Below are 20,041 nucleotides of genomic sequence, written 5' to 3' on the forward strand. Positions count from 1 at the left end.
GTCCGGCATCAGATCGCACCCACTCGGGACCGGCCCGCATCGCTGCCCGGCGCCGGGGCGGCCTGCGTCGTATAGCTGTAGAAGCCTTGGCCGCTCTTTCGCCCCAGCAGCCCGGCGTCCACCATTTTCTTCAGCAGCGGACAGCAGCGGAATTTGGTTTCCTGGAACTCGTCGTACAGAACCGCCAGCGAATTGACCACCGTGTCCAGGCCGATGAGGTCCGCCGTTTCCAGCGGCCCCATCCTGTGCCCGTAACCGAGTTTGAAGACGGCGTCCACCTGTTCCGGTTCCGCGACGCCGTCCTGCACCAGGAAGGCCGCTTCGTTCATGAAGAGATGGGACAGCCGGTTGGATACGAATCCAGGCATGTCGTTCACGACGATGGGTTGCTTGTTCAGGGAGGTCGCGAAAGATTCCGCGGCCTTCACCGTCTCGTCCGACGTGTGATATCCGCGAATCACCTCGATGCCGCCGATCAATGGGACCGGGTTCATGAAGTGCATGCCGATCACCTGATGTGGATGCGGCAGGAGCGATGCGATCCGGGTGATGGGAATGCAACTCGTGTTGACCGCGATCCTCGCCTCCTCTCCGCACACGTCACGGAGCCGGAGATAGAGTTCCCGCTTGGCCTCCGGGTTCTCCACGATGTTCTCGACGATCCAGTCCACGCCGGCCAGTTGCGCGAGGCCGGCGCTGCAGGTGATTCTGCCGAGGATTTCATCGGCATTCCACTCCGCCAGGTCCGTCGACATCATCCGGTATTTCTTGATGAGCCGACGCATTTGTCCGGACGCGGACGCCAGGACCGATTCTTCGCTGTCGCAAAGAACGACATCGTATCCGCGGGCCGCGCAGGTGAGTGCGATGTCCTTGCCCATAACACCGGCGCCAATTACTCCAACCATTGCCATGCTCTTTACCTCTTGAGTCGTCACCCCATGGGTGGGCACACGCAAGGACACGTCCAATCGGCGGCAGCCGTGACAACGGGGCGCCACTGAACGTGGACTGCGGATGCCGGAAAGTACCGGTGCAGAGTTGTGGTGCATGATCGGCGCCGTCGGCACGCCACGCCAACCATGTGACCATGATGAGAATGATGGCTGATCAGCCGAATACCCGTGGAACTCGCGGGTACCCTAAAGGTGAGTAAACGTACCGGAAATTGTCAAAGGATCAACACTTCCCTTCCCCGACGTGGTGCACCCCGAATTAAGGCTGCACTTCCCCCGTCACACACTTCTCCTCCAAGGAAAACTGCTCGATGGAGGCCTGGCGTCACCCCTTACTCGTGCCCGACATCAAGTGATCACAGCTGGACGACACGGGTCGCACACTCTTCGGTGCCCTGTGCCGCAGATCACTGCTTTCGAAGATCCTAGGTGTGGATCCATGCCAAGTAAAGCAATTGAAGTCTCGTTATGAGTTTGGCAAAGAGACTGGCGGTGACGGTGCTGGGTTTGTCCTGATCCCGCGTTTCACGCAATTCGGGGTTCCAGCGAGGCCGGCGCGCTGAACCTGCAGATCAGGGGCTCGGGTGGACCCCGAAAGCCATAAGCGCACAGAGGCGCGATTCTCTGGATTCAGCCGCACAGGACCGGCATGACGACTTATGGCCCGAGCCTTATATGAAGAGCGGGAGAACAAATTCGAAACGGCCCGCTACCTGCATCCGGCGCATAACGAGTGGGGCCCGGTGAAAGGCCTGACGATACCGAGGACGCTGTTCGTCTTCGGCCGTGAGAACGAACTGGACCGCGACACCGTCAAATGTCCGGTCGCGTCTGTGTCGCGACTGCCGGAACCGGGTGATGCCCTGACGGCGACGGCCTCCTCGGACTTGGAGTTCGTATCCTCGGCCGCCTGCGGCGGCACCTACGGGTTCGATCACCCGTGGCGGCGGCCGCGGGTCGACCAGATCCTCGGCCGGGTGGGCCGGCCCGAACCGGGGCCGACCCCGCGGGCTCGTTCCGGCAGGTCGCCGATCTGTCCGAGCCGCGAGGCGACCCGCTTGCTAAGATCGACATCCCCGCCCCCGAGCAGGTCATATACCTCCCAGCCCACATTTCACCGACCAGCAGAAACAACACCGCCTAGGGCACGATCTCCAGGCGGCCTGAGCCATGTCCGACCAGGTCATACCTATCGTTCGCGTTTCCAGGCCGCCGAATCACGTGGAACCCGGGGTGATGGGCGGCCGCCCGTGGCAGACGCGGCGGCGGACGGCGAAGGACTCCGCCCGTCGCCGGCCTCCTTGGGGGCGCCTCAGGCACGGCGGACCAGTGCACGCACGCTGATCGCGAGCCCGAGCAGGCACCAGACCAGCAGCACCGCCAGATCGGGCCAGTTCACACCTTGGCCGCCCGACACCAGCCCGGCACGCAGCAGGTCGCCGGCGGGCCGGAACGGGAGCACGTCGTGCACCGCCCTGAACCAGTCGGGCAGCTGGCCGGCCGGGAAGGTGATCGGCGAGAACAGCATTACGAAGAACACGAGGACCTGACTGACGAGTTGGGCCAGCAGGGGTGGCAGGAGCACGGCGAGCGCGTAGCCGACCGCCGTGGCCATCACCGCGGTCAGGACGGAGGCGGCGATCAGGAGGGGCCAGTCGAAGGTGTAGGTCAGGTCGTAGCGCAGCCACGCCACGAACACCGCGACGGGGATGCCCGGCAGCGCGACCACCAGCCACACCGTCAGGTCGGCCAGCAGCAGCAGCGGGCGCGGCACCGGCAGGGCGCGCAGGTAGGCGAACGTGCCACTGGTGCGTGATTGCGCCACGCCCTGGGGGACCATCACGAGGCCGACGACCATCAGCAGCACGGTGGGGGTGCCCGTGGACAGGAACTGCGCGGCGGGAGTGTTGATGTCGCTGATGAGGAACCCGAAGCCGATGATGATGCCGGCGGCGAGCAACGCCTGGACGATGATGATCAGCGGCAGCATCGCGCCGATCTGGGCCATGGTCCAGCGCAGCAGGGTCCCGTAGGTCGTCCACAGGCCGGTGCGCGGCGGAACGGCGCGAGGCACGCGCATGCGGGGCGCGGAGACGGTTGCCTCAGACATGGGCGGCTTCCTCCGAGGTGACGGCCGTGCTCGAGGTGGCTTCCGCGGTGGCGGCGAGGTAGACGTCTTCGAGAGTGGCGGGGGCCAGCGCGTATCCCTCGATGAGCCGGCTCGAACGGAGCCTCGTCGCCCAGGCGACGGCGGCCTCGGCATCGGTCGAGCCGAGGGTCAGCAGCACCCGCCGGCCGACGCGGACGCGGCGGGCGACCGGGATCGGGATGTCGGCCATGGGATTGGACGGGTCCGCGCCGTCGGGATGCAGCGAGAGCTCGAGCCGCAGGTCGTGGTCGTCGGTCCCGCGGAGGGCGCTCGGCGATCCGGCGGCGACGACCTTGCCGTGGTCGAGCACGACCAGCTCGTCCACCACCCGTTCGGCCTCCACGACGTTGTGGGTGACGAGCAGGACCCCCGCGCCGTCGTCGCCGAGGCGGCGGACGGTGTCCCACAGGCGCCGCCGCCGGCCCGCGTCGACGTCGTTGGTGGGCTCGTCGAGGATGACCAGCGGAACGGGCGCGACCGCGGCCATGGCGAACGCGGTCAGACGGCGCACGCCGCCGGACAGGCCACGGCCGTCCGGCATGGCACGTCGATCGAGCCACTCATGGATGTCCAGCTCGTCGGCGAGCGTGCGCGTGGCGGCCGCCGCGGCCGCGCGGGACATGCCGCGCAGCCGTCCGGCGATTTCGATCGCCGTCCTGGGCGTCAGGCCGTCCAGCGGCGCCTGCGACTGGGCTTGGAGCGCCACGCAGCGGCGGGCCGTCGCCGGATCCGCGATCGCGTCCGCGCCGGCCACCCGGATCGACCCGCTGTCGGGCTTGAGCAGGCCCACGATCTGCGAGACCAGCGTGGTCTTGCCGGCGCCGTTGTGCCCCAGCAGCCCGACCACCTCTCCCGCCCTGACCCGCAGACCGACCCCGTCGTTCGCGACGACCGAGCCGAACCTCCTTGTGAGGCCTTCGATCTCCAACACCGCGTCACTCACAAGTGATCCTCCGTCACCCCGAAACGCCCCCGGGCACTACGATACCGAGATACCCACGATACCTAGATCCCAACGGTATTCGAATTCCATCAGTATCGCAATGCTGTTGGTACGAAAAAATTAGGATGCGGACATGGATCAACGCTCCTCGACGACCGCGCCCCGGGTACGGCGGAGCCGTGCCGAGCAGAAGAGGGAGACCCGCGACGCGTTGACGGTGGCGGCGCTGGTGGCGTTCGCTCGGGACGGCTATCACGGAGCGAGCCTGGAGGGGATCGCCAACGAGGCGGGATTCTCCAAAGGGGCCGTCTACTCGAACTTCGAGGGCAAGGCCGAGCTGTTCCTCGCGGCGATGGACCACAACCTGGAAGCGCTTCGCGGTGAGGACTGGGACCCGTTCGCGACGCCCGAGGCGCCCGGCCCCGACCGGCCGGAGCCGGGCACCGGCCCCGGCGAGGACGCGGCGGAGATAGTGCGCGGGTTCGGACTCGCCATGCTGGAGTTCATCGCGACCGCCGCCCGCGACGACACGCTGATCCACCTGCTTCGCGCACGGGTCCAGGTGCTGCTCAACGCCTACGGACGGGTCGCCACCGCGAGCCGGCCGGACGGCGAGCACCTCCCGGCCGACGACGTCGCACAGCTCATGACCGCGCTCGACCAGGGAATGTCTGTGCTCGCGCTCAGCGGCATCGCCTCTGCCGACGGCGCGCTGTTGCGTACCGGCCTGCGTCGGCTCGTGGACCCGGCGAGCGCCGCCAACGATCCGTCGCCGGCACGGGACGGGCACGCCTCGCACCTGCCGGACGTCGAGCGGGTGCGCCGGCTCACCCAGGACACGCCCGACGCCTGAGCTCGCGCCCCGATCGCTCGACCCCCGGGATGCCCGGCCTGTCCGGCAGGCCGTCGTGGAGAAATGCCGTCACCGACGTCGCCGCCGCGGCCGGCACCGCCCAGGTCAACGTGGAGATCGATCTCGGCGGGGTCAGGGACGAGGCCGGGGTCAAAGACGAGGCCGGGGTCAAAGACGAGGCGGGGTCAGGGACGAGCGGGCCCGCGCCGGGCCGCGCTGCGACCGGCCCAGGCGGACCTGCTCGGTGTCGCGCGGACCCGGCACGCACAGCGACACGCCTGCGAGGTACCTCAGGGTCCGGCACGCCGAAGGCGGCGCGGCAGGGACACGAAGCCCTGGTTAAAGAATGATCTCGGTCGACGACCCTTCCACCGAAGGCTTCTTTACGTCAGAACCAAAACCGGCGATCCACAACGGATCCGTGACCTGCCGCGTCAGATTGGAATCCGCTCATCCGACCAGCGAGCTGAATCCATGATTCCCGCGGCGAAAAGTTCACCGCGAGTTCAAATCCGTTTCGACCGCCTTTCACAGCGGCGTCGGCTGGAATTACGCCGAAGGGCCGGACAAGAACGACCGACGACCAGCGCCGTCACCCGCTCGCACGACATCTGTTCCGGACCGGAAATCGAAACCGCCCAGGGCGTCGGGATGTCGTCGGCCGAGCCGATTCAACAGCTAAACGGCAGTGTTAGGGCAATTGATGCGTTCCGTCAGCGACTCCGCCAGGAGCTGCCAGCTCTTGGCGTGGTGCCGTGCCACTTCGGCGATTATCGGCGCGCAGTGGATCGGCAGGCTGTGCGCCATCGTCGACCAGTTGTCCGGCTGTTCCGCCGAGACGTCCAAACTCCGCAACAGTTTCCGGCCCACCTCGGTGAGCCGGAGCGAGGGGTCGGCCCGCAGGCGCTGGACCGCCAGTGACAGGTCCACATGCCCCGGCGGAACCTTCGCGGGCCCCCGGACACCGGCCTCACCACCCCGGGTCGACCCGTTGTCCGGATCCCCACCGGCATGGCGTGCTCGCCTTCTCACGTCCTTCGCCGTGGTCAGCGAGATGTCCGCGGCGAGCGCCACCTCCTGCGCGGACGCCTCGGGGTTCGCCGCGAGGAACGCCAGGGCTCGCTTGCGGCCCTCGCCCACCGCGACCGGGTAAGCCACCCCGTCCCGCCCGATCCGTGCCGTGGCCGGGTGCGGAATCTCCGCACCCGACTTCCGCCGGAGCGCGGCTATGGTCTTGTCCGACAGGCCCGCGACCTCGGCCAACAGCCGGTTGGACCAGTCGGGGAAGTCCGCGATTATGCGGACGGCCGCGGCCTTGCGGTCGGCCAGCGAGAGCGGCAGCCCGTGGCTGCTGTTCAGCTTGACCGCGAGCACGAAGGCTTCCCGCTCGTCACCGTCGAAGAACACGGCGCTGATGAACTCGGCGCCGCTGCGCTGGGTGGCCCTGAGCCTGTGCACGCCGTCGATGACCGTCATCGTCTCTCGATGGACCACTATCGGTGGCAGGTCGGCGTACACCTCGACCAGGGAATTGATGTGTCGCAGGTTCTCCCCTGCCGCCCGCAGCGTGCTCGGCACCTTGATCCGGCTTATCGGAATCTTGGCTACCTCGGACAAAGACTTGTCTCGGCTCGAGTCGAGACGACGCACATGCAGCTGTACCGGCTTCTCTGCATTCGCAGAGTCCATCAATTCTTCCCCTTACCTACTTCCAGTGGAGCTACCACCGTCGTGCGATCTCCGGGATGCGTCATACCCCTGTGAACCACCGCCGAGAGACATCCCCAGTACGCCCCAGTACGCCCCAGTTGATCAGACAATGTCATGATTAACGGGATATATCAAGACCTCGGATATGTCCAGGAGTCTCGGCTCTACGCCGGCCCGTTCGCCTCTCATCCAGGGTTCCGGCAGGTGGATGCCTTAAAAGGGTTCATCCACGCGCATGACGGCGCGAGTAAGGGAATACCAAACCACTGAAGTCAGAAAAGCGCCGTTACCAGAGGTCAGAGGTGTCCGACATCAGGGCTCTCCCGGCCCTCCCGTTCGGCGGCATTCGCTCCGCCGGGTTCGGCCGTCAAGGGCTCAGGAGCCGGTGCCCGCGCCGACGGGGTCCTGCCCCTGTGATCCGTGCGATCGGCTCCTGCCGGTCGTGCCATCGCTCCTTCGATCCGGTGCTCTGACTCCGTGCCGGGCTCGCGCCGCCCTCTGCCCCTCCGCGGCACGCCGACAAATAGTCGGATCGTCCAGCCAGTCCACCGGTTCCACCATTCCTGCGGCCTCCAGCTGGGCTCATAGTTACCTCACCTGAGCGGATACACCCTGGTGAAGTCCAGCCCCCCTTCCTTACCGGAGGCGAAATGCCGCAGCGAAACGGCCCTCACCGCCCAGTCCTGATCGCCGTGCTGGCCATGGCGGCGATACTCCTCAGTTTTCTCGCGACGCCCCCCGCGTTCGCGCTGACGACCCGCGGCGTGAGCTCGCCGAACGGGCAGATCACCTTCACCGTCACCGAGCAGGCGCAGGGAGCGCTGACGTTCGCGGTGACGGCCGGGAGCACCTCGGTCTTCGGGGAGTCGCCCCTGGGCATCGCCACCTCGGCGGTCGACCTGCGGTCCGGTCTCGGCTTCGCGGGAGAGTCGCGCAGGTCGATCGACACGACCTACACGTTGCCCGCCGGGACCAAGCCGTCGTACCGCGACCACGCGAACGAGCTGGTGCTGCGGTACGCCAAATCGGGCCGGACGCTGGAGCTGGTGATCCGTGCCTACGACGACGGCGTCGCCTACCGGTACCGGCTGCCGGGGAGCGGCGCGGTGTCGATCACGGACGAGACCGGCGGGTGGCGCCTGCCGACGACGACCGGCGGATGGGCCGCCCCCTGGAACGGGAACTACGAGCAGGACTACACCTACCGGAACGCCTCCCAGCTGAACTCCGGTACGAAACTCACCATGCCGCTGCTGGCGTCGATCGACGACAACGCGTACTTCACGGTGATCACCGAGGCCGAGGTGGTGAACGCGAACGCCTCCTACGTGCCGTCCCTGCTGAAGGGCAGCGGTGCCGGGGACGGGCTGCTGAACCTGGAGCGGACGCCGGACCAGGCGTTCCCGATCTCGGCGACGTACCCGTTCCAGACGCCGTGGCGGGTGGCGATCATCGCGAAGGGCGTCGACCCGCTCTACAACTCGGACCTGGTGCAGCACCTGAACCCGCCGGCGACGACCGCCGCCTCCTGGGTGCGCCCGGGGCGCGCCGCCTGGTCGTGGTACGCGGACGGGGACAGCGCCGCCGACCTCGACAAGCAGAAGGAGTACGTCGACTTCGCCGAGTCGATGGGCTTCGAGTACGTGACCATGGACTGCTGCTACGACCGTGCGGCGGACCTCCCGGAGATCTCGTCCTACGCCAAGCGGCGCGGGGTGGACATGTTCGCCTGGGTCAACGCCGAGCCGTTCGCCGACCCGGCCGTCGCGGACGCGCTGATGGCCGAGCACAAGGACTACGGCGTCAAGGGCCTCAAGGTCGACTTCTTCCTGCGGGACTCGCAGGAGGCGATGGGCTGGTACCAGTCGATCGGCAAGGCCGCGGGCGACAACGAGATGATGATCACCTTCCACGGCAACACCAAGCCGGGCGGCGAGAACCGTACCTGGCCGTGGCTGGTGACGACGGAGGCGGTCGCCGGAACCGAGCACTACCTGTACCCGCCGCCCACGACCGCCCGCCAGGACGTCACCTATCCGTTCGTCCGGAACATGCTCGGCGGCATGGACTACACGCCGACGATGATCTCGGAGAACGCGTCGATCCTCACGCAGGGGCACACGCTCGCGCAGGCCGTCGTGTACACCTCCGCGATGGTCAACTACGCGGACTCGGCCGCGGCCTACGAGCAGTGGGACGGCCGTCACCTGATGCGCGCGCTCCCGACGACGTGGGACGAGACGAAGGTCGTCGAGGGGTTCCCCGGAGATCACATCACGGTCGCCCGCCGCTCGGGCGGCGACTGGTTCGTCGGCGCGATGACGTCGCCGGCCAGGACCGCCACGGTCCCGCTGTCGTTCCTCGGCTCGGGCACGTACACCGCGACGATCTTCTCGGACAACGGCTCGGGACGGCTCACCACGTCGACCCAGGCCGTGACGAGCGCGACCACGCTCTCCCTGCCGATGATCGCCACGGGCGGGACCTCGGTGCACATCTCGAAGACCCCCCTGCCGAAGATCGGGTCCGGTGACACGCGGTACGAGGCGGAGAGCGCGGCCAACACGCGCGGCGGCGCCGCCGGGATCCACGCCTGCAAGGGATGCTCCGGCGGGCAGAAGGTCGGCGACCTCGGGGCCGGCGGCTCGGTGCGGTTCAACGGCGTGACGGCCGCGACCGCGGGCACCCACCGGCTGACCTTCACCTACACCTCGGGCGACCCGCGTTCTGTGCAGGTGCAGGTCAACGGCGCCACCGTCTCGACGGAGAACGTCAAGGACTCCGGCGGCTGGGAGCACGTGGGCAAGTGGTCGCTCGACGTGCCGCTCAACGCCGGCGCGAACACCGTCACGTTCCTGAACGACGGCGCCCACGCCCCCGACATCGACGCGTTGACGATCGCGCGCACGGTCCAGGCCGAGGCGCCGGCGAACACCCGGAAGGGCGGCGCCACCGTGGACGCGTGCTCGGGTTGCGAGGGCGGGGCCGGGGTGTCCGGGCTGGCGGACGGGTCGCTCTCGGTGCGCGTCGACGCCGTCTCGGCAGGCGACAAGACGGTGCGGATCGACTACGCGTCGGCGACCGCCGGCTCGATCAAGGTGGTGGTGAACGGCGGAGCCGCGATCACCGTTCCGCTGCACGCGACGGGGAGCGACGACACCCCCGCCACGGCGACCGTCGGGCTCCCGCTGAACCCGGGCGCGAACACGATCGTGTTCAAGAAAGCGTCCGGAGTGGCGGTGACCGTCGACTCGGTCGGCACGGTGCTGTGAGCCGGGCGGGGCGGTGACCGCCGACTCGGCGGTCCGCGTGTCGACGCGAGCCGGGCGGGGCGGTGACCGCCCGCCCGGCGGTGCGGGCCTGACGGAGCGCCGCCCCGCCTACACCGTCGGATCGTCCATCCCCTACCTGCGAAAGCCCATTTCACGAAGAATCACCCGGCCGATAGCGTCATTGATATGTGGCGGTGGCTCCCCCACCGCCCGAGCAGCCGGACGGCATCTGATGGAGAACGTGGTGACCGACGAAGTACGCTCCAGAACCGCGACGAACGCGGGTCCGGTCGACGCCCGGGTCGAGAACGCCGGCGCGGGAGTGCGGCTGACCGTCACCCGGCGGGAGGAGGTCGTCCTCGACCGGGTCCCGCTCGGGTTCGTGCTCGACGGCACGGAGCTGGGGACGGCGGGCGCGGAGCTCGTGCGCGTCTCGGAGCGTACGGTCCGCGACCGGTTCCGCGCCCGCTCCGGCAAGTCGGCCGGCGAGCACGACTACGAGCACCGCGAGAGCGTGTACGCCTTCCGCGAGGCCGGCGGCGTCGAATGGGAGGTCGTCCTGCGCGTCGCGCGTGACGGCGTCGCGGTCCGCTACGCGCTGCCCGCGCTGGACGGGACCGCCCGCGTCACGGGTGACCGCACCGCCGTCACGCTTCCCGCCGGGTCGCGGAGCTGGGTGCTCGACTACCAGACCTGGTACGAGACGCCCCGCTCCGGGGTCGACAGCGCCGAGCTGGCGAGCGGCGCGTACGGGTTGCCGTTCCTGGCCCGGCTGGACGCGGAGAGTCACGTACTGATCACCGAGTCGGGGATCGACGGCCGGTTCGCGGGCGCGCACGTCGAGGCGGGCGAGCCCGAGGCGGGAGGACTTGAGGGCGGCGGGCGGACGCTGCGGTTCGTCCTCGCCGACGAGAGCGTCGAGGTCACCCGCGGCGTCGTCACGCCGTGGCGGGTCTTCCTCGTCGGGACGTTGCCGGAGCTGGTGTCCTCGCTGCTCGTCGACGAGCTGGCGCCCGCGGCCTCTCCCGAGCTGGAGGAGGCGGCGTGGGTCCGGCCGGGGCGGGCCGCCTGGTCGTGGTGGTCGGACTTCTACTCGGGCGCGCAGCTGGACAAGCAGAAGCACTTCGTCGACGTCGCCGCCGACCTTGGCTGGGAACACCTGCTCATCGACTGCGGGTGGGAGGAGACCTGGGTCCCGGAGATCGTTTCCTATGCCGCAGGCCGGGGCGTCCAGGTGCACCTGTGGACGATCTGGCGCGACCTGAACAGCCCGGAGGACCTGCGGAGGCTGGCGCTGTGGCGGTCCTGGGGCGTCGCCGGGATCAAGGTCGACTTCATGGAGTCGGAGTCGAAGGACCGCTACCGCTGGTACGACACGATCCTCGCCGAGACCGCGCGGCTCGGCCTCATGGTGAACTTCCACGGCTCGGTCATCCCGCGCGGCTGGGCGCGCACGTTCCCGCAGGTGATCGGGTACGAGGCGATCCGCGGCGCCGAGTACTACGTGTTCTTCGAGAACCAGGCGCTCACCGCCGCGCACAACGTCGTCCAGCCGTTCACCCGCAACGTCGTGGGCGGCATGGACGCCACGCCGGTCGCGTTCGGCGCCGCGAACCGCACGACCAGCGACGGCCACGAGCTCGGGCTGTCGGTGGCGTTCGAATGCGGGATCACCCACTTCGCCGATCATGTCGACGCCTACGCCGGACGCCCGCTCGCGGCCCGGTTCCTGGCGGAGCTCGCGCCGTACTGGACGGAGACGGTGCTGCTGGCGGGTGACCCCGACAGCCACGCGGTCATCGCCCGCCGGGCCGGCGACCGGTGGTTCGTGGGCGGCATCGCCACCGGGGAGGCCCGGACGATCCGCGTGCCGCTCGGCGTGCTCGGGGTGGGGGCGGACGCCCAGGTGTGGATCGTCGGCGACGCGTCGCCCATGACCGGTGAGGCGCCGGCGACCGGGCTCGCGGAGAAGGCCGACCGGACAGCGGCGACCGGGCTCGCGGAGACGACCACGACCGCCGGTGACGCGATCGACGTCGAGGTCGCCCGCGACGGCGGGTTCGTCGCCATCGTGGCCCCGGCGGGCACCGGCGTGTTCCGGGCCGCGCCCCGGCCGCGTCGGGCCGCACCGGCCGTGTACCCGGCCGTCGCCGAGGTCGGCGCGGACGGGACCGCGTCGATCACGACCGACGCCGGGGTCCGGCTGCGCCTTCCCCCCGGGTGGTCGGCCGAGCGCGTCGGCGAGACCGGCTGGGCCGTCCGTCCCGACGCCTCGCTGCGCCCCGGGCGTCTCGGCGTCGTGACGATCGAGCGGGACGGCGAGGGCGAGGGCGACGGTCAGGTGCCCGTTGTCTCGCACGCGCGTGTCGTGCGCCCCCTGACGCCCGGCGACCACGCCCTCTCGGACCTGCCGATGATCGCCTTCGTCAACGACGACGGGCCCGTCGAGCGGGACCGGTCGAACGGGGCGGGCAACCCCGGCGACGGCCGGCCGATGCGCGTGGCGGGTCAGGGGTTCGAGCGCGGCCTCGGCACGGCGCCGTACTCGGAGGCGCGCTTCCACCTCGGCGGGCGCGTGGAGACGTTCACCGGCGCGGTCGGGGTCGACGACGAGTCGACCGGCGGTGCCAGGGTCGGCGTCCTCGGCGACGGTGTCGAGCTGTTCACCGCCGTCGTCGAGGCGGGCAGGCCCGTCACGGACTTCGGCGTGGAGGTGCGGGGCGTCCAGACCCTCTGCCTGCGCAGCGAGGCGGCCACACCGGACGACGCCGGCGTGCACGTCGACTGGGTCGGCACGACCCTGCACGTCCCACCCACGAACCGATGACACCGCGCCGATCACGGCGACCGGTGCACAACACGATCAGCGGCACGATCAACGGCACAACCAGAGGAACACCATGAAAAGCACGTGGATGGCGGCCGTGGCGATGGTCACGGCGACGACACTTCTCACGGCCTGCGGGTCCGGATCAGGGTCAGGGTCGGGTGCCGCGCCGGGCGAGAAGGTCACCCTCACCTACGCCAACTGGAGCGAGGACCAGACTCCCGCGATGGAGCAGATCGCCGCGGAGTTCCAGAAGGCGAACCCGAACATCACCGTCAAGGTCCAGACGCTGCCGTGGACCGAGTACTGGTCGACGCTCCAGGTCGGCGCCGCGGGCGGCACCGCGCCCGACGCGTTCTGGATGCTCGCCGACCACTTCCGCGAGTACGCGAAGGGCGGCCAGCTGCTCGACCTGTCGGAGACGGTCAAGGCCGCCGGGATCGACACGGGCGTCTACCCCAAGGCCGTCACCGACTCCTACACCTACGAGGGCAAGCTGTTCGCGCTGCCGAAGGACTTCGACACCAACGGCATCTGGTACAACAAGGCGCTCTTCGACGCCGCGAAGGTCGCCTACCCGGACGACACCTGGGGCTGGCAGGACGTGCAGGACGCCGCCGAGAAGCTGACCGACAAGGCCAAGGGCGTGTGGGGCGTCGCGGCGCCGATCGACCCGCAGGGCGGCTACTACAACACGATCCTGCAGGCCGGCGGGTCAATCATCAACGGCGAGGGCACCGCGTCCGGCTTCGCGAGCCCGGAGAGCGTCGCCGGTCTGAAGTTCTGGACCGACCTGCAGGCGGCCGGGTCGTCGCCGACGCTGCAGCAGTTGTCGGACACCGAGGCCGTCTCGATGTTCGAGAACCAGAAGGTCGCCATGTACTTCTCCGGCGCGTACTGGGCCTTCCGCTTCCACAAGAACGCCGATCTGAAGGGCAAGGTCGACGTCGCGCCACTGCCGCAGGGCGTCAAGCGCGCCACCGTCACCAGCGGCATCGGCAACGCCGGGTACGCGGGCAGCAAGCACCCGGAGGAGCTGAAGAAGTTCCTCGCCTTCCTCGGCGGGACCAAGGCCGCCGAGATCCAGGCCGCCACCGGGACGGTGCTCCCCGCGTACAAGGGGACGCAGCAGCCGTGGCTCGACGCGATGCCCGAGTTCAAGCTGCAGGTGTTCATCGACGCCATCGAGTACAGCGTCCCCCTCCCGGTCGCCGGCAACGCGTCGGAGTGGCAGGGGCTCGCCGCGGAGTATCTGGCTCCCGCGTGGGACGGCAGGAAGCCCGTGCAGGAGGCGGCCAAGGAGTACCAGGCCGCCGTCGACGAGGTGCTCGCGAAGCAATGACGTCCGTGACGACGAAGCCCGTGAGGGCGACGGAGCCCGTGCGGCGGCCGGCCGGCCGCCGCACGGGCGTCGGCGAGCCCGGCGGCTGGTGGGCGGCCGCGTTCGTCGCCCCGGCGGTGATCGGCCTGGCCGCCCTCTACCTGTGGCCGTTCCTGTCCACCATGATCAAGAGCTTCCAGGACGTTCCGGCGTTCGGGCCCGCCACCTTCGTGGGGCTGGACAACTACGCGAACCTCGTCGGCGACGAGGACTTCTGGAAGGCGTTCGGCAACTCCGCCCTCTACACCGCGATCATCCTGCTCGGCATCCCGCTCGCCATCGTGCTGGCGGCGCTGATCGAGCAGGTCGGCCGGGGGCGCGCGGTCTACCGGGTGCTCTTCTTCCTGCCCGTGGTCACCCTGCCGGTCGCGATCGGCATGGTCTGGCGGTTCATCTACAACGGCGACTTCGGGCTGCTGAACTCGGTGCTGTCGTGGTTCGGCGTCCCCGGCCAGTTCTGGGTGGCCGACCCCCGGTTCACGATCTACGCGTTCGGCGTGGCCGGCATCTGGATGGGCCTGGGCATCAACCTGATCATCCTGGGCGCCGGGCTGCAGGCCGTCCCGAAGGAGCTCTACGAGGCCTCCGCCCTGGACGGCGCGGGCCGCGTGCGGCAGTTCCGGCACATCACCGTGCCGCTGCTCAGCCCGAGCATCTTCTTCGTCACGATCCTCAACGTGATCGCCGCCCTGCAGATGTTCGACCTGATCTTCGTCATGTTGCGCGGGGTGAACAACACCGCCCTCGCCGACTCCAAGACGATCGTCTACCTCTTCTACGAGAAGGCGTTCGTCCAGTTCGACCAGGGCTACGGAGCCGCGATCGCGATCGTGCTGCTCATGGTGATCATGATCGCCACGGCCCTGCAGTTCCGCCTCCAGAAATCGTGGGTGTTCTATGGCTGAGACCACCACTGTCGAGAACACCGCCACCAAGACCACCGCCGCCAGGAGTCCCGGGCCGCGCCCCCGGCGGCGCGGGAAGGCGGGCACCACCTGGCCGATCCACGTCGTCCTCGTCATCGCGGCCGTCGTCATGGTGGTGCCGTTCGTCTGGCAGATCCTCACCCTTTTCAAGTCGACCGCCGAGGCGACCAGGATCCCGCCGACGATCCTCCCGGAGAGCTTCGGCCTGGACGCGTTCGCGACGTTCTTCACGACCGTGCCGTTCTGGTCGATGTTCGCGGTCTCTGTCGGCTCGCTGGTCCTGCGGGTCGCCGGCCAGCTCGCGGTCGCGGCGCTCGCCGGGTACGCCTTCGCCCGCATCCCCTTCCGCGGCCGCAACCTGCTGTTCGGCCTGTTCATCGCGATGCTGATGGTGCCGAGCCAGCTGTTCCTGATCGGCCAGTACGAGCTGATCCGCGGCCTGGGGATGCTGGACACCCTGCCGGCGCTCGCCGTTCCCGGCCTGTTCTCGGCGTTCGGCACCTTCCTGATGCGCCAGGCCTTCCTCACCATGCCGAAGGACTACGAGGAGGCGGCGCGGCTCGACGGCGCCAACGCCTTCCAGGTGTTCTGGTACGTCATGCTCCCGATGGCCAGGCCGATGCTCGCCGCGCTCGCCGTGCTGACCGGCCTCTACTCGTGGAACGACCTCCTGTGGCCGCTCATCGTCTCGCCCTCGGGGGAGAACCGGCCGCTGCCGGTCGGGCTGGCGGGGCTGCAGGGACAGTTCGGTACGGACTACCCGACCCTCATGGCGGGGGCGTTCGTGTGCTCCATCCCGCTCGTGATCGTCTTCCTGCTCCTGCAGCGGCAGTTCTTCGCGGGCATCGCGAGCAGCGGGCTCAAGGGATGACGGAAAAGATGGGTAAAGATCATAAAGTGAACGACACCACGAACGACGTACCGGTACACCTGCGCGCGGGAGGCACCAGCCTCGTCGTCGCCGTCGACGGCGGCCGGCTCCCGCGCGTCCTGCACTGGGGGGCGGACCTCGGCCCGCTGGAGGACGGCGCCCTGGCGGACCTGCACCGGGCCGCGCTCCCGGCCATCGGCGACAGCGCGGTCACCTACCCGCAGCCCGTCCCGGTGCTCCCCCAGCTGGCGGAGGGCTGGCTCGGGCGCCCCGGGCTCGTCGGCGACAGCGACGGCCGCCGCTGGGCGCCGAAGTTCCGGCACGCGACGTACCACCTCGACGGCGAGGCCGACGGCGGCCCGGTGCTGCGCGGCACGGCGCGCGACCCGGAGTACGGGCTGACCGCCGACATCGAGATCCAGGTGCTCGCCGCCGGCGGGCTCGTACGGCAGCGGGCCCGGATCACCAACGACGCCGAGACGCCGTACCGCGTGGGTGGCCTGGAGATGGCCCTCCCCGTGCCGCCGGACGCGTCGGAGGTCCTCGACCTGACCGGCCGCTGGGCGCTCGAACGCGTGCCGCAGCGGCGCCCGTTCCACGTCGGGGAGTGGGTCAGGGCCTCGCGGGGCGGCAAGCCGGGGCTCGAACACACGATGCTGCTCGTCGCCGGTGAGGAGGGGTTCGGGTTCCGGCACGGGACGGTGTGGGCGACCCATCTCGCCTGGAGCGGCAACCAGGTGCTCGCCGCCGAGCGGACACCGGCGGGCACCAGGCACCTGGCGGCGGGAGAGGCGCTGCTCGCGGACGAGGTGGTGCTCGGGCGGGGCGACTCGTACCGGAGCCCGTGGCAGTACGGCTCGTGGGGAGTGGGGCTGGACGACCTCGCCTCGCGGTTCCACCGGTACCTGCGGTCGCGCCCCGAGCACCCTCGCTCGCCCCGGCCCGTCGTGCTGAACACCTGGGAGGCCGTCTACTTCCAGCACGACCTCGCGACCCTGGCCGCGCTCGCCGAGCGCGGAGCGGAGATCGGCGCCGAGCGGTTCGTGCTGGACGACGGCTGGTTCCTCGGCCGCCGGGACGACACCACCTCGCTGGGCGACTGGACGGTCGACCCGGCCGTCTGGCCGGACGGCCTCGAACCGCTCGTCGCCCGCGTGCGCGAGGCCGGCATGGAGTTCGGGCTCTGGTTCGAGCCGGAGATGGTGAACCTCGACTCCGACCTGGCCCGCGAGCACCCGGAATGGATCTTCGACGCGGGGCACGGCCCCGGGCTGCCCTCCCGCCACCAGCATGTCCTCGACCTCGGCCACCCCGGCGCGTACGCCCACCTCCTGGAGCGGATGAGCGCCCTGATCGGCTCGCTCGGCATCGCGTACGTCAAGTGGGACCACAACCGGTACCTGCTCGACGCCGGGCACGGCCCCGACGGGCGGCCGGGGGTGCGCGAGCAGGTCCGGCAGGCGTACCGGCTGATGGCGGACCTCAAGGCCGCCCACCCGGGGCTGGAGATCGAGTCGTGTGCCAGCGGCGGCGGCCGCGTCGACCTCGGCGTGCTGGAGTACGCCGACCGGGTCTGGCCGAGCGACTGCAACGACCCGCACGAGCGGCTGGAGATCCAGCGCTGGACCGGGCTGCTGGTGCCCCCGGAGATGCAGGGCACGCACATCGCCGCCGAGGAGACGCACACGACCCACCGCACGCATCCGCTCGACTACCGCGCGGAGAAGGCGCTGTGGGGGCACCTCGGCGTCGAGGTCGACCTGCTCACCATGGACGACGAGACCCGCGCCGCGCTCAGGAGGTGGATCGCGTTCCACAAGGAGCACCGGGCGTTGCTGCACTCGGGTGAGGTCGTGCACGCCGACCTCGCCGACGCGGCGTTGCGCCTGCAGGGTGTCGTGGCGGGCGACCGGAGCGAGGCGCTGTACGCGTTCAGCGTCGTCGAGCGCCCGGCGACCTGGCCGCCGGGACGCGTCCGGCTCCCCGGGCTCGACGACGAGCGGACCTACACCGTCGAGGCCGTCCACCCGGGCACCTCGCCCGCGCTCGCGCCCGGCGCCGTGCTCCCGCCGTGGCAGTACGACGGCGTGACCCTGCCCGGACGGGTGCTGCGGCTCGTCGGCGTCGAGGCGCCGTCGCTGGACGTGGACCGCTCGGTGCTGATCCGCGTCGTGAGCCGGACGGCGACGCCGTGACCCGGGCGGCGGTCGCCTCGCCTCCCGGACCCGCGGCGGCGTCGTGTCCCCGGGCCGCCCTGCCGGCTCGCGTCGTGAGCCGGACGGCGACGCCGTGACGCGGGCCGCCCTGCCGGGCTCGCGGGCCGCGGGAGAGCGCCCCGGGCTCAGCCCTTGGCGCGGTTGCGGTATTCGGTGGGGCTGGCCTCGTGCATCCGCTTGAAGTGGCGGGAGAAGTAGAACGGGTCGGGATAGCCGACCTCGCGGGCGATGGTGGCGACGGTCGCGTCCGTCGTGTCGAGCAGCTGGCGCGCCTGCGCCATCCGCAGCGCCGTGTGGTGCGCGAGCACCCCTCCCCCGGTCGCGTGGCGGAACATCGCGCTCAGGTGGGAGGGGGAGACGCCGACCAGTGACGCCAGGTCGGCGACCCGGACCGTGCTGTCCAGCCGCTCGGCGAGGTAGGCCATCGCCCGCTGCAGGGGGTCACCGGGTGCCGGCATGGCGCGGTCGACGACGATCTGCGTGAGGAGCTTCCACGCCGCGCCGGCCGCCCCCATCCGGCTCGCCGGCGAGTGGTCGCGTTCGAGGATGGTGACGATCTCGTCCAGCAGCGCGACCGCCCGGTCGAGGCGCCGGATGGGGATCACCGGCCTGGACACGCTCGCGCCGATCTCCTCGACGAGCTCGGCCAGGTCGCTGCCACGGAGATGGCACCACCAGATCGTCCAGGGGTTGTCGGCGGACGCGCCGTAGGAGTGCGGGGCGCCGCGCGGGATCACCAGGGCCGCGTTCGACCCGACGCGGTGCTGGGCGCCGCCGACGCTCGCCCATCCGGTGCCGGCCGCGCACAGGATGAGAATGGTCTCCTCGGTGCCGTTCGGCCTTGTCATCAGGTGGTCTGCCGCCTTGGGATAGTAACCGCAGTCGGTGACCATGAGGCGCCTGGTCACCGGCCGGGCGTGCGCCTCGGCGACGACGCGGCGCGGCACGACGGTGAGCCGCTGGTTGAGGAACCCCTCCTGGATCGGCACGGGAGCAGTATGGCACACGTCATCGGATTGTCCAGGTAGTGCCGCGTAATGGACATTCCTCGCGGCCGGTCGCCGCGTGTTGACTGGTTCGCGAGGAACGACGACGTGACCGGTCCGCGAGGAACGACGACTCGCGTGCTCGGCCGATCGTGGAGACCGTCCAGCCGGGCGGGCTCCCCACCATCTGGGGGATGTAGATCATGGGACGGGGATTGCTGTCCGGCAAGGTGGCCGTGGTGACCGGCACGGCCTCCGGCATCGGCGCCGCGGTGGTGGACCGCTTCCTGGCCGAGGACGCGCGAGTGATCGCGGTCGACCTGGCCGGGCAGGGCCCCGACCGGCCCGGAGTGCTGGCGATCACCGGCGACGTGGCCGACGCCCGCACCTGGCGGCGGATCGCGGACGTGGCGCGGGCCGAGTTCGGGCGGCTCGACGTGCTGCACAGCAACGCCAGCGTGGTGACGCGGGCCCCCGCCCACGAACTGGCCGAGGCCGACTGGGACCGGCAGATCGCGGTCAACCTCACCGCGACGTACCTGGCGGTCCACGCGTGTGTCGGGCTCCTGCGGGCGAATCGGGGCACCATCGTGCTCAGCTCCTCCGTGCACGCCCTGGCGGGCCTGCCCGCGCACCCCGCCTACGCCGCGGCCAAGGGCGGCCTGGTGTCGCTCGGCCGCCAGCTGGCCGTGGAGTACGGCCCCGAGGTGCGGGTCAACACCGTGCTCCCCGGGCCGATCCTCACCCCCGCCTGGGACGGCATCGGCGAGGAGGACCGCCTCCGCAGCGTGGCCGGCACCGCCGCCGCGCGCTTCGGCAGGCCCGAGGAGGTGGCGGCCGCGGTGACCTTCCTCGCCTGCGAGGAGAGCTCGTACGTCACCGGGGCGTGCCTGGTCGTGGACGGCGGCTGGAGCGCGGTGAAGGACTCCGCGTGACCGGCCGGAATCGAGC

Annotated in this window: 13 protein-coding genes; 8 read left to right on the top strand and 5 right to left on the bottom strand. The window is 70.1% G+C overall.

From position 1 onward, the window contains the following. Positions 1-8: 8 nt before the first annotated feature. The 3 genes from ACTOQ1_RS18460 to ACTOQ1_RS18470 all read right to left on the bottom strand — a co-directional run bounded on the left by ACTOQ1_RS18460 (position 9) and on the right by ACTOQ1_RS18470 (position 4,048). Positions 9-914 (bottom strand): 3-hydroxyacyl-CoA dehydrogenase family protein, encoded by a 906-nt coding sequence (locus ACTOQ1_RS18460; protein ID WP_440068663.1) that lies wholly within the window; start codon positions 912-914, stop codon positions 9-11. A 1,354-nt stretch (positions 915-2,268) separates the two neighbouring features. Further along, positions 2,269-3,066: an ABC transporter permease gene (locus ACTOQ1_RS18465; protein ID WP_440068665.1), complete on the bottom strand. Its 798-nt coding sequence runs from the start codon at positions 3,064-3,066 to the stop codon at positions 2,269-2,271. Continuing rightward, a complete protein-coding gene (locus ACTOQ1_RS18470; RefSeq protein ID WP_440068666.1) occupies positions 3,059-4,048 on the bottom strand; it encodes an ABC transporter ATP-binding protein in 990 nt (329 codons plus the stop codon). Before ACTOQ1_RS18470 ends, ACTOQ1_RS18465 begins: the two co-directional genes overlap by 8 nt. Before the next feature lie 133 nt (positions 4,049-4,181). Here ACTOQ1_RS18470 and ACTOQ1_RS18475 point away from each other — a divergent pair, with 133 nt between their 5' ends. After that, positions 4,182-4,901, top strand: coding sequence for a TetR/AcrR family transcriptional regulator (locus tag ACTOQ1_RS18475; protein WP_440068668.1), 720 nt, complete (start codon positions 4,182-4,184; stop codon positions 4,899-4,901). A 678-nt stretch (positions 4,902-5,579) separates the two neighbouring features. On the opposite strand, the gene ACTOQ1_RS18480 is transcribed toward ACTOQ1_RS18475, so the two are convergent. Beyond that, positions 5,580-6,479, bottom strand: coding sequence for a ParB N-terminal domain-containing protein (locus ACTOQ1_RS18480; RefSeq protein ID WP_440068669.1), 900 nt, complete (start codon positions 6,477-6,479; stop codon positions 5,580-5,582). 782 nt (positions 6,480-7,261) lie between these two features. Here ACTOQ1_RS18480 and ACTOQ1_RS18485 point away from each other — a divergent pair. From ACTOQ1_RS18485 to ACTOQ1_RS18510, 6 genes are all read left to right on the top strand, one after another. Further along, a complete protein-coding gene (locus ACTOQ1_RS18485) occupies positions 7,262-9,883 on the top strand; it encodes a glycoside hydrolase family 97 catalytic domain-containing protein (RefSeq protein WP_440068671.1) in 2,622 nt (873 codons plus the stop codon). Between the two features lie 244 nt (positions 9,884-10,127). Next, positions 10,128-12,710: a glycoside hydrolase family 97 catalytic domain-containing protein gene (locus ACTOQ1_RS18490; RefSeq protein ID WP_440068673.1), complete on the top strand. Its 2,583-nt coding sequence runs from the start codon at positions 10,128-10,130 to the stop codon at positions 12,708-12,710. 73 nt (positions 12,711-12,783) lie between these two features. Beyond that, positions 12,784-14,052 carry an ABC transporter substrate-binding protein gene (locus tag ACTOQ1_RS18495; RefSeq protein ID WP_440068675.1) on the top strand — a complete coding sequence of 423 codons (1,269 nt, stop codon included), beginning with the start codon at positions 12,784-12,786 and terminating at the stop codon, positions 14,050-14,052. 5 nt (positions 14,053-14,057) lie between these two features. Continuing rightward, a complete protein-coding gene (locus ACTOQ1_RS18500) occupies positions 14,058-14,996 on the top strand; it encodes a carbohydrate ABC transporter permease (protein ID WP_440068677.1) in 939 nt (312 codons plus the stop codon). Next, positions 14,989-15,888 carry a carbohydrate ABC transporter permease gene (locus tag ACTOQ1_RS18505; RefSeq protein WP_440068678.1) on the top strand — a complete coding sequence of 300 codons (900 nt, stop codon included), beginning with the start codon at positions 14,989-14,991 and terminating at the stop codon, positions 15,886-15,888. The genes ACTOQ1_RS18500 and ACTOQ1_RS18505 overlap by 8 nt, the downstream gene beginning before the upstream one ends. A gap of 26 nt (positions 15,889-15,914) precedes the next feature. Next, positions 15,915-18,083 (top strand): alpha-galactosidase, encoded by a 2,169-nt coding sequence (locus ACTOQ1_RS18510; protein WP_440068680.1) that lies wholly within the window; start codon positions 15,915-15,917, stop codon positions 18,081-18,083. Positions 18,084-18,229: 146 nt separating this feature from the next. Here ACTOQ1_RS18510 and ACTOQ1_RS18515 read toward each other — a convergent pair whose 3' ends face one another. After that, positions 18,230-19,093, bottom strand: coding sequence for a helix-turn-helix domain-containing protein (locus ACTOQ1_RS18515; protein ID WP_440068682.1), 864 nt, complete (start codon positions 19,091-19,093; stop codon positions 18,230-18,232). A gap of 200 nt (positions 19,094-19,293) precedes the next feature. On the opposite strand from ACTOQ1_RS18515, the gene ACTOQ1_RS18520 reads away from it, so the two are divergent. Beyond that, positions 19,294-20,025 (top strand): SDR family NAD(P)-dependent oxidoreductase, encoded by a 732-nt coding sequence (locus ACTOQ1_RS18520; RefSeq protein ID WP_440068683.1) that lies wholly within the window; start codon positions 19,294-19,296, stop codon positions 20,023-20,025. Positions 20,026-20,041: the final 16 nt, after the last annotated feature.

Origin of the sequence: Streptosporangium sp. OZ121 (assembly GCF_051918885.1) — a bacterium.
Classification (GTDB): Bacteria; Actinomycetota; Actinomycetes; order Streptosporangiales; family Streptosporangiaceae; genus Streptosporangium.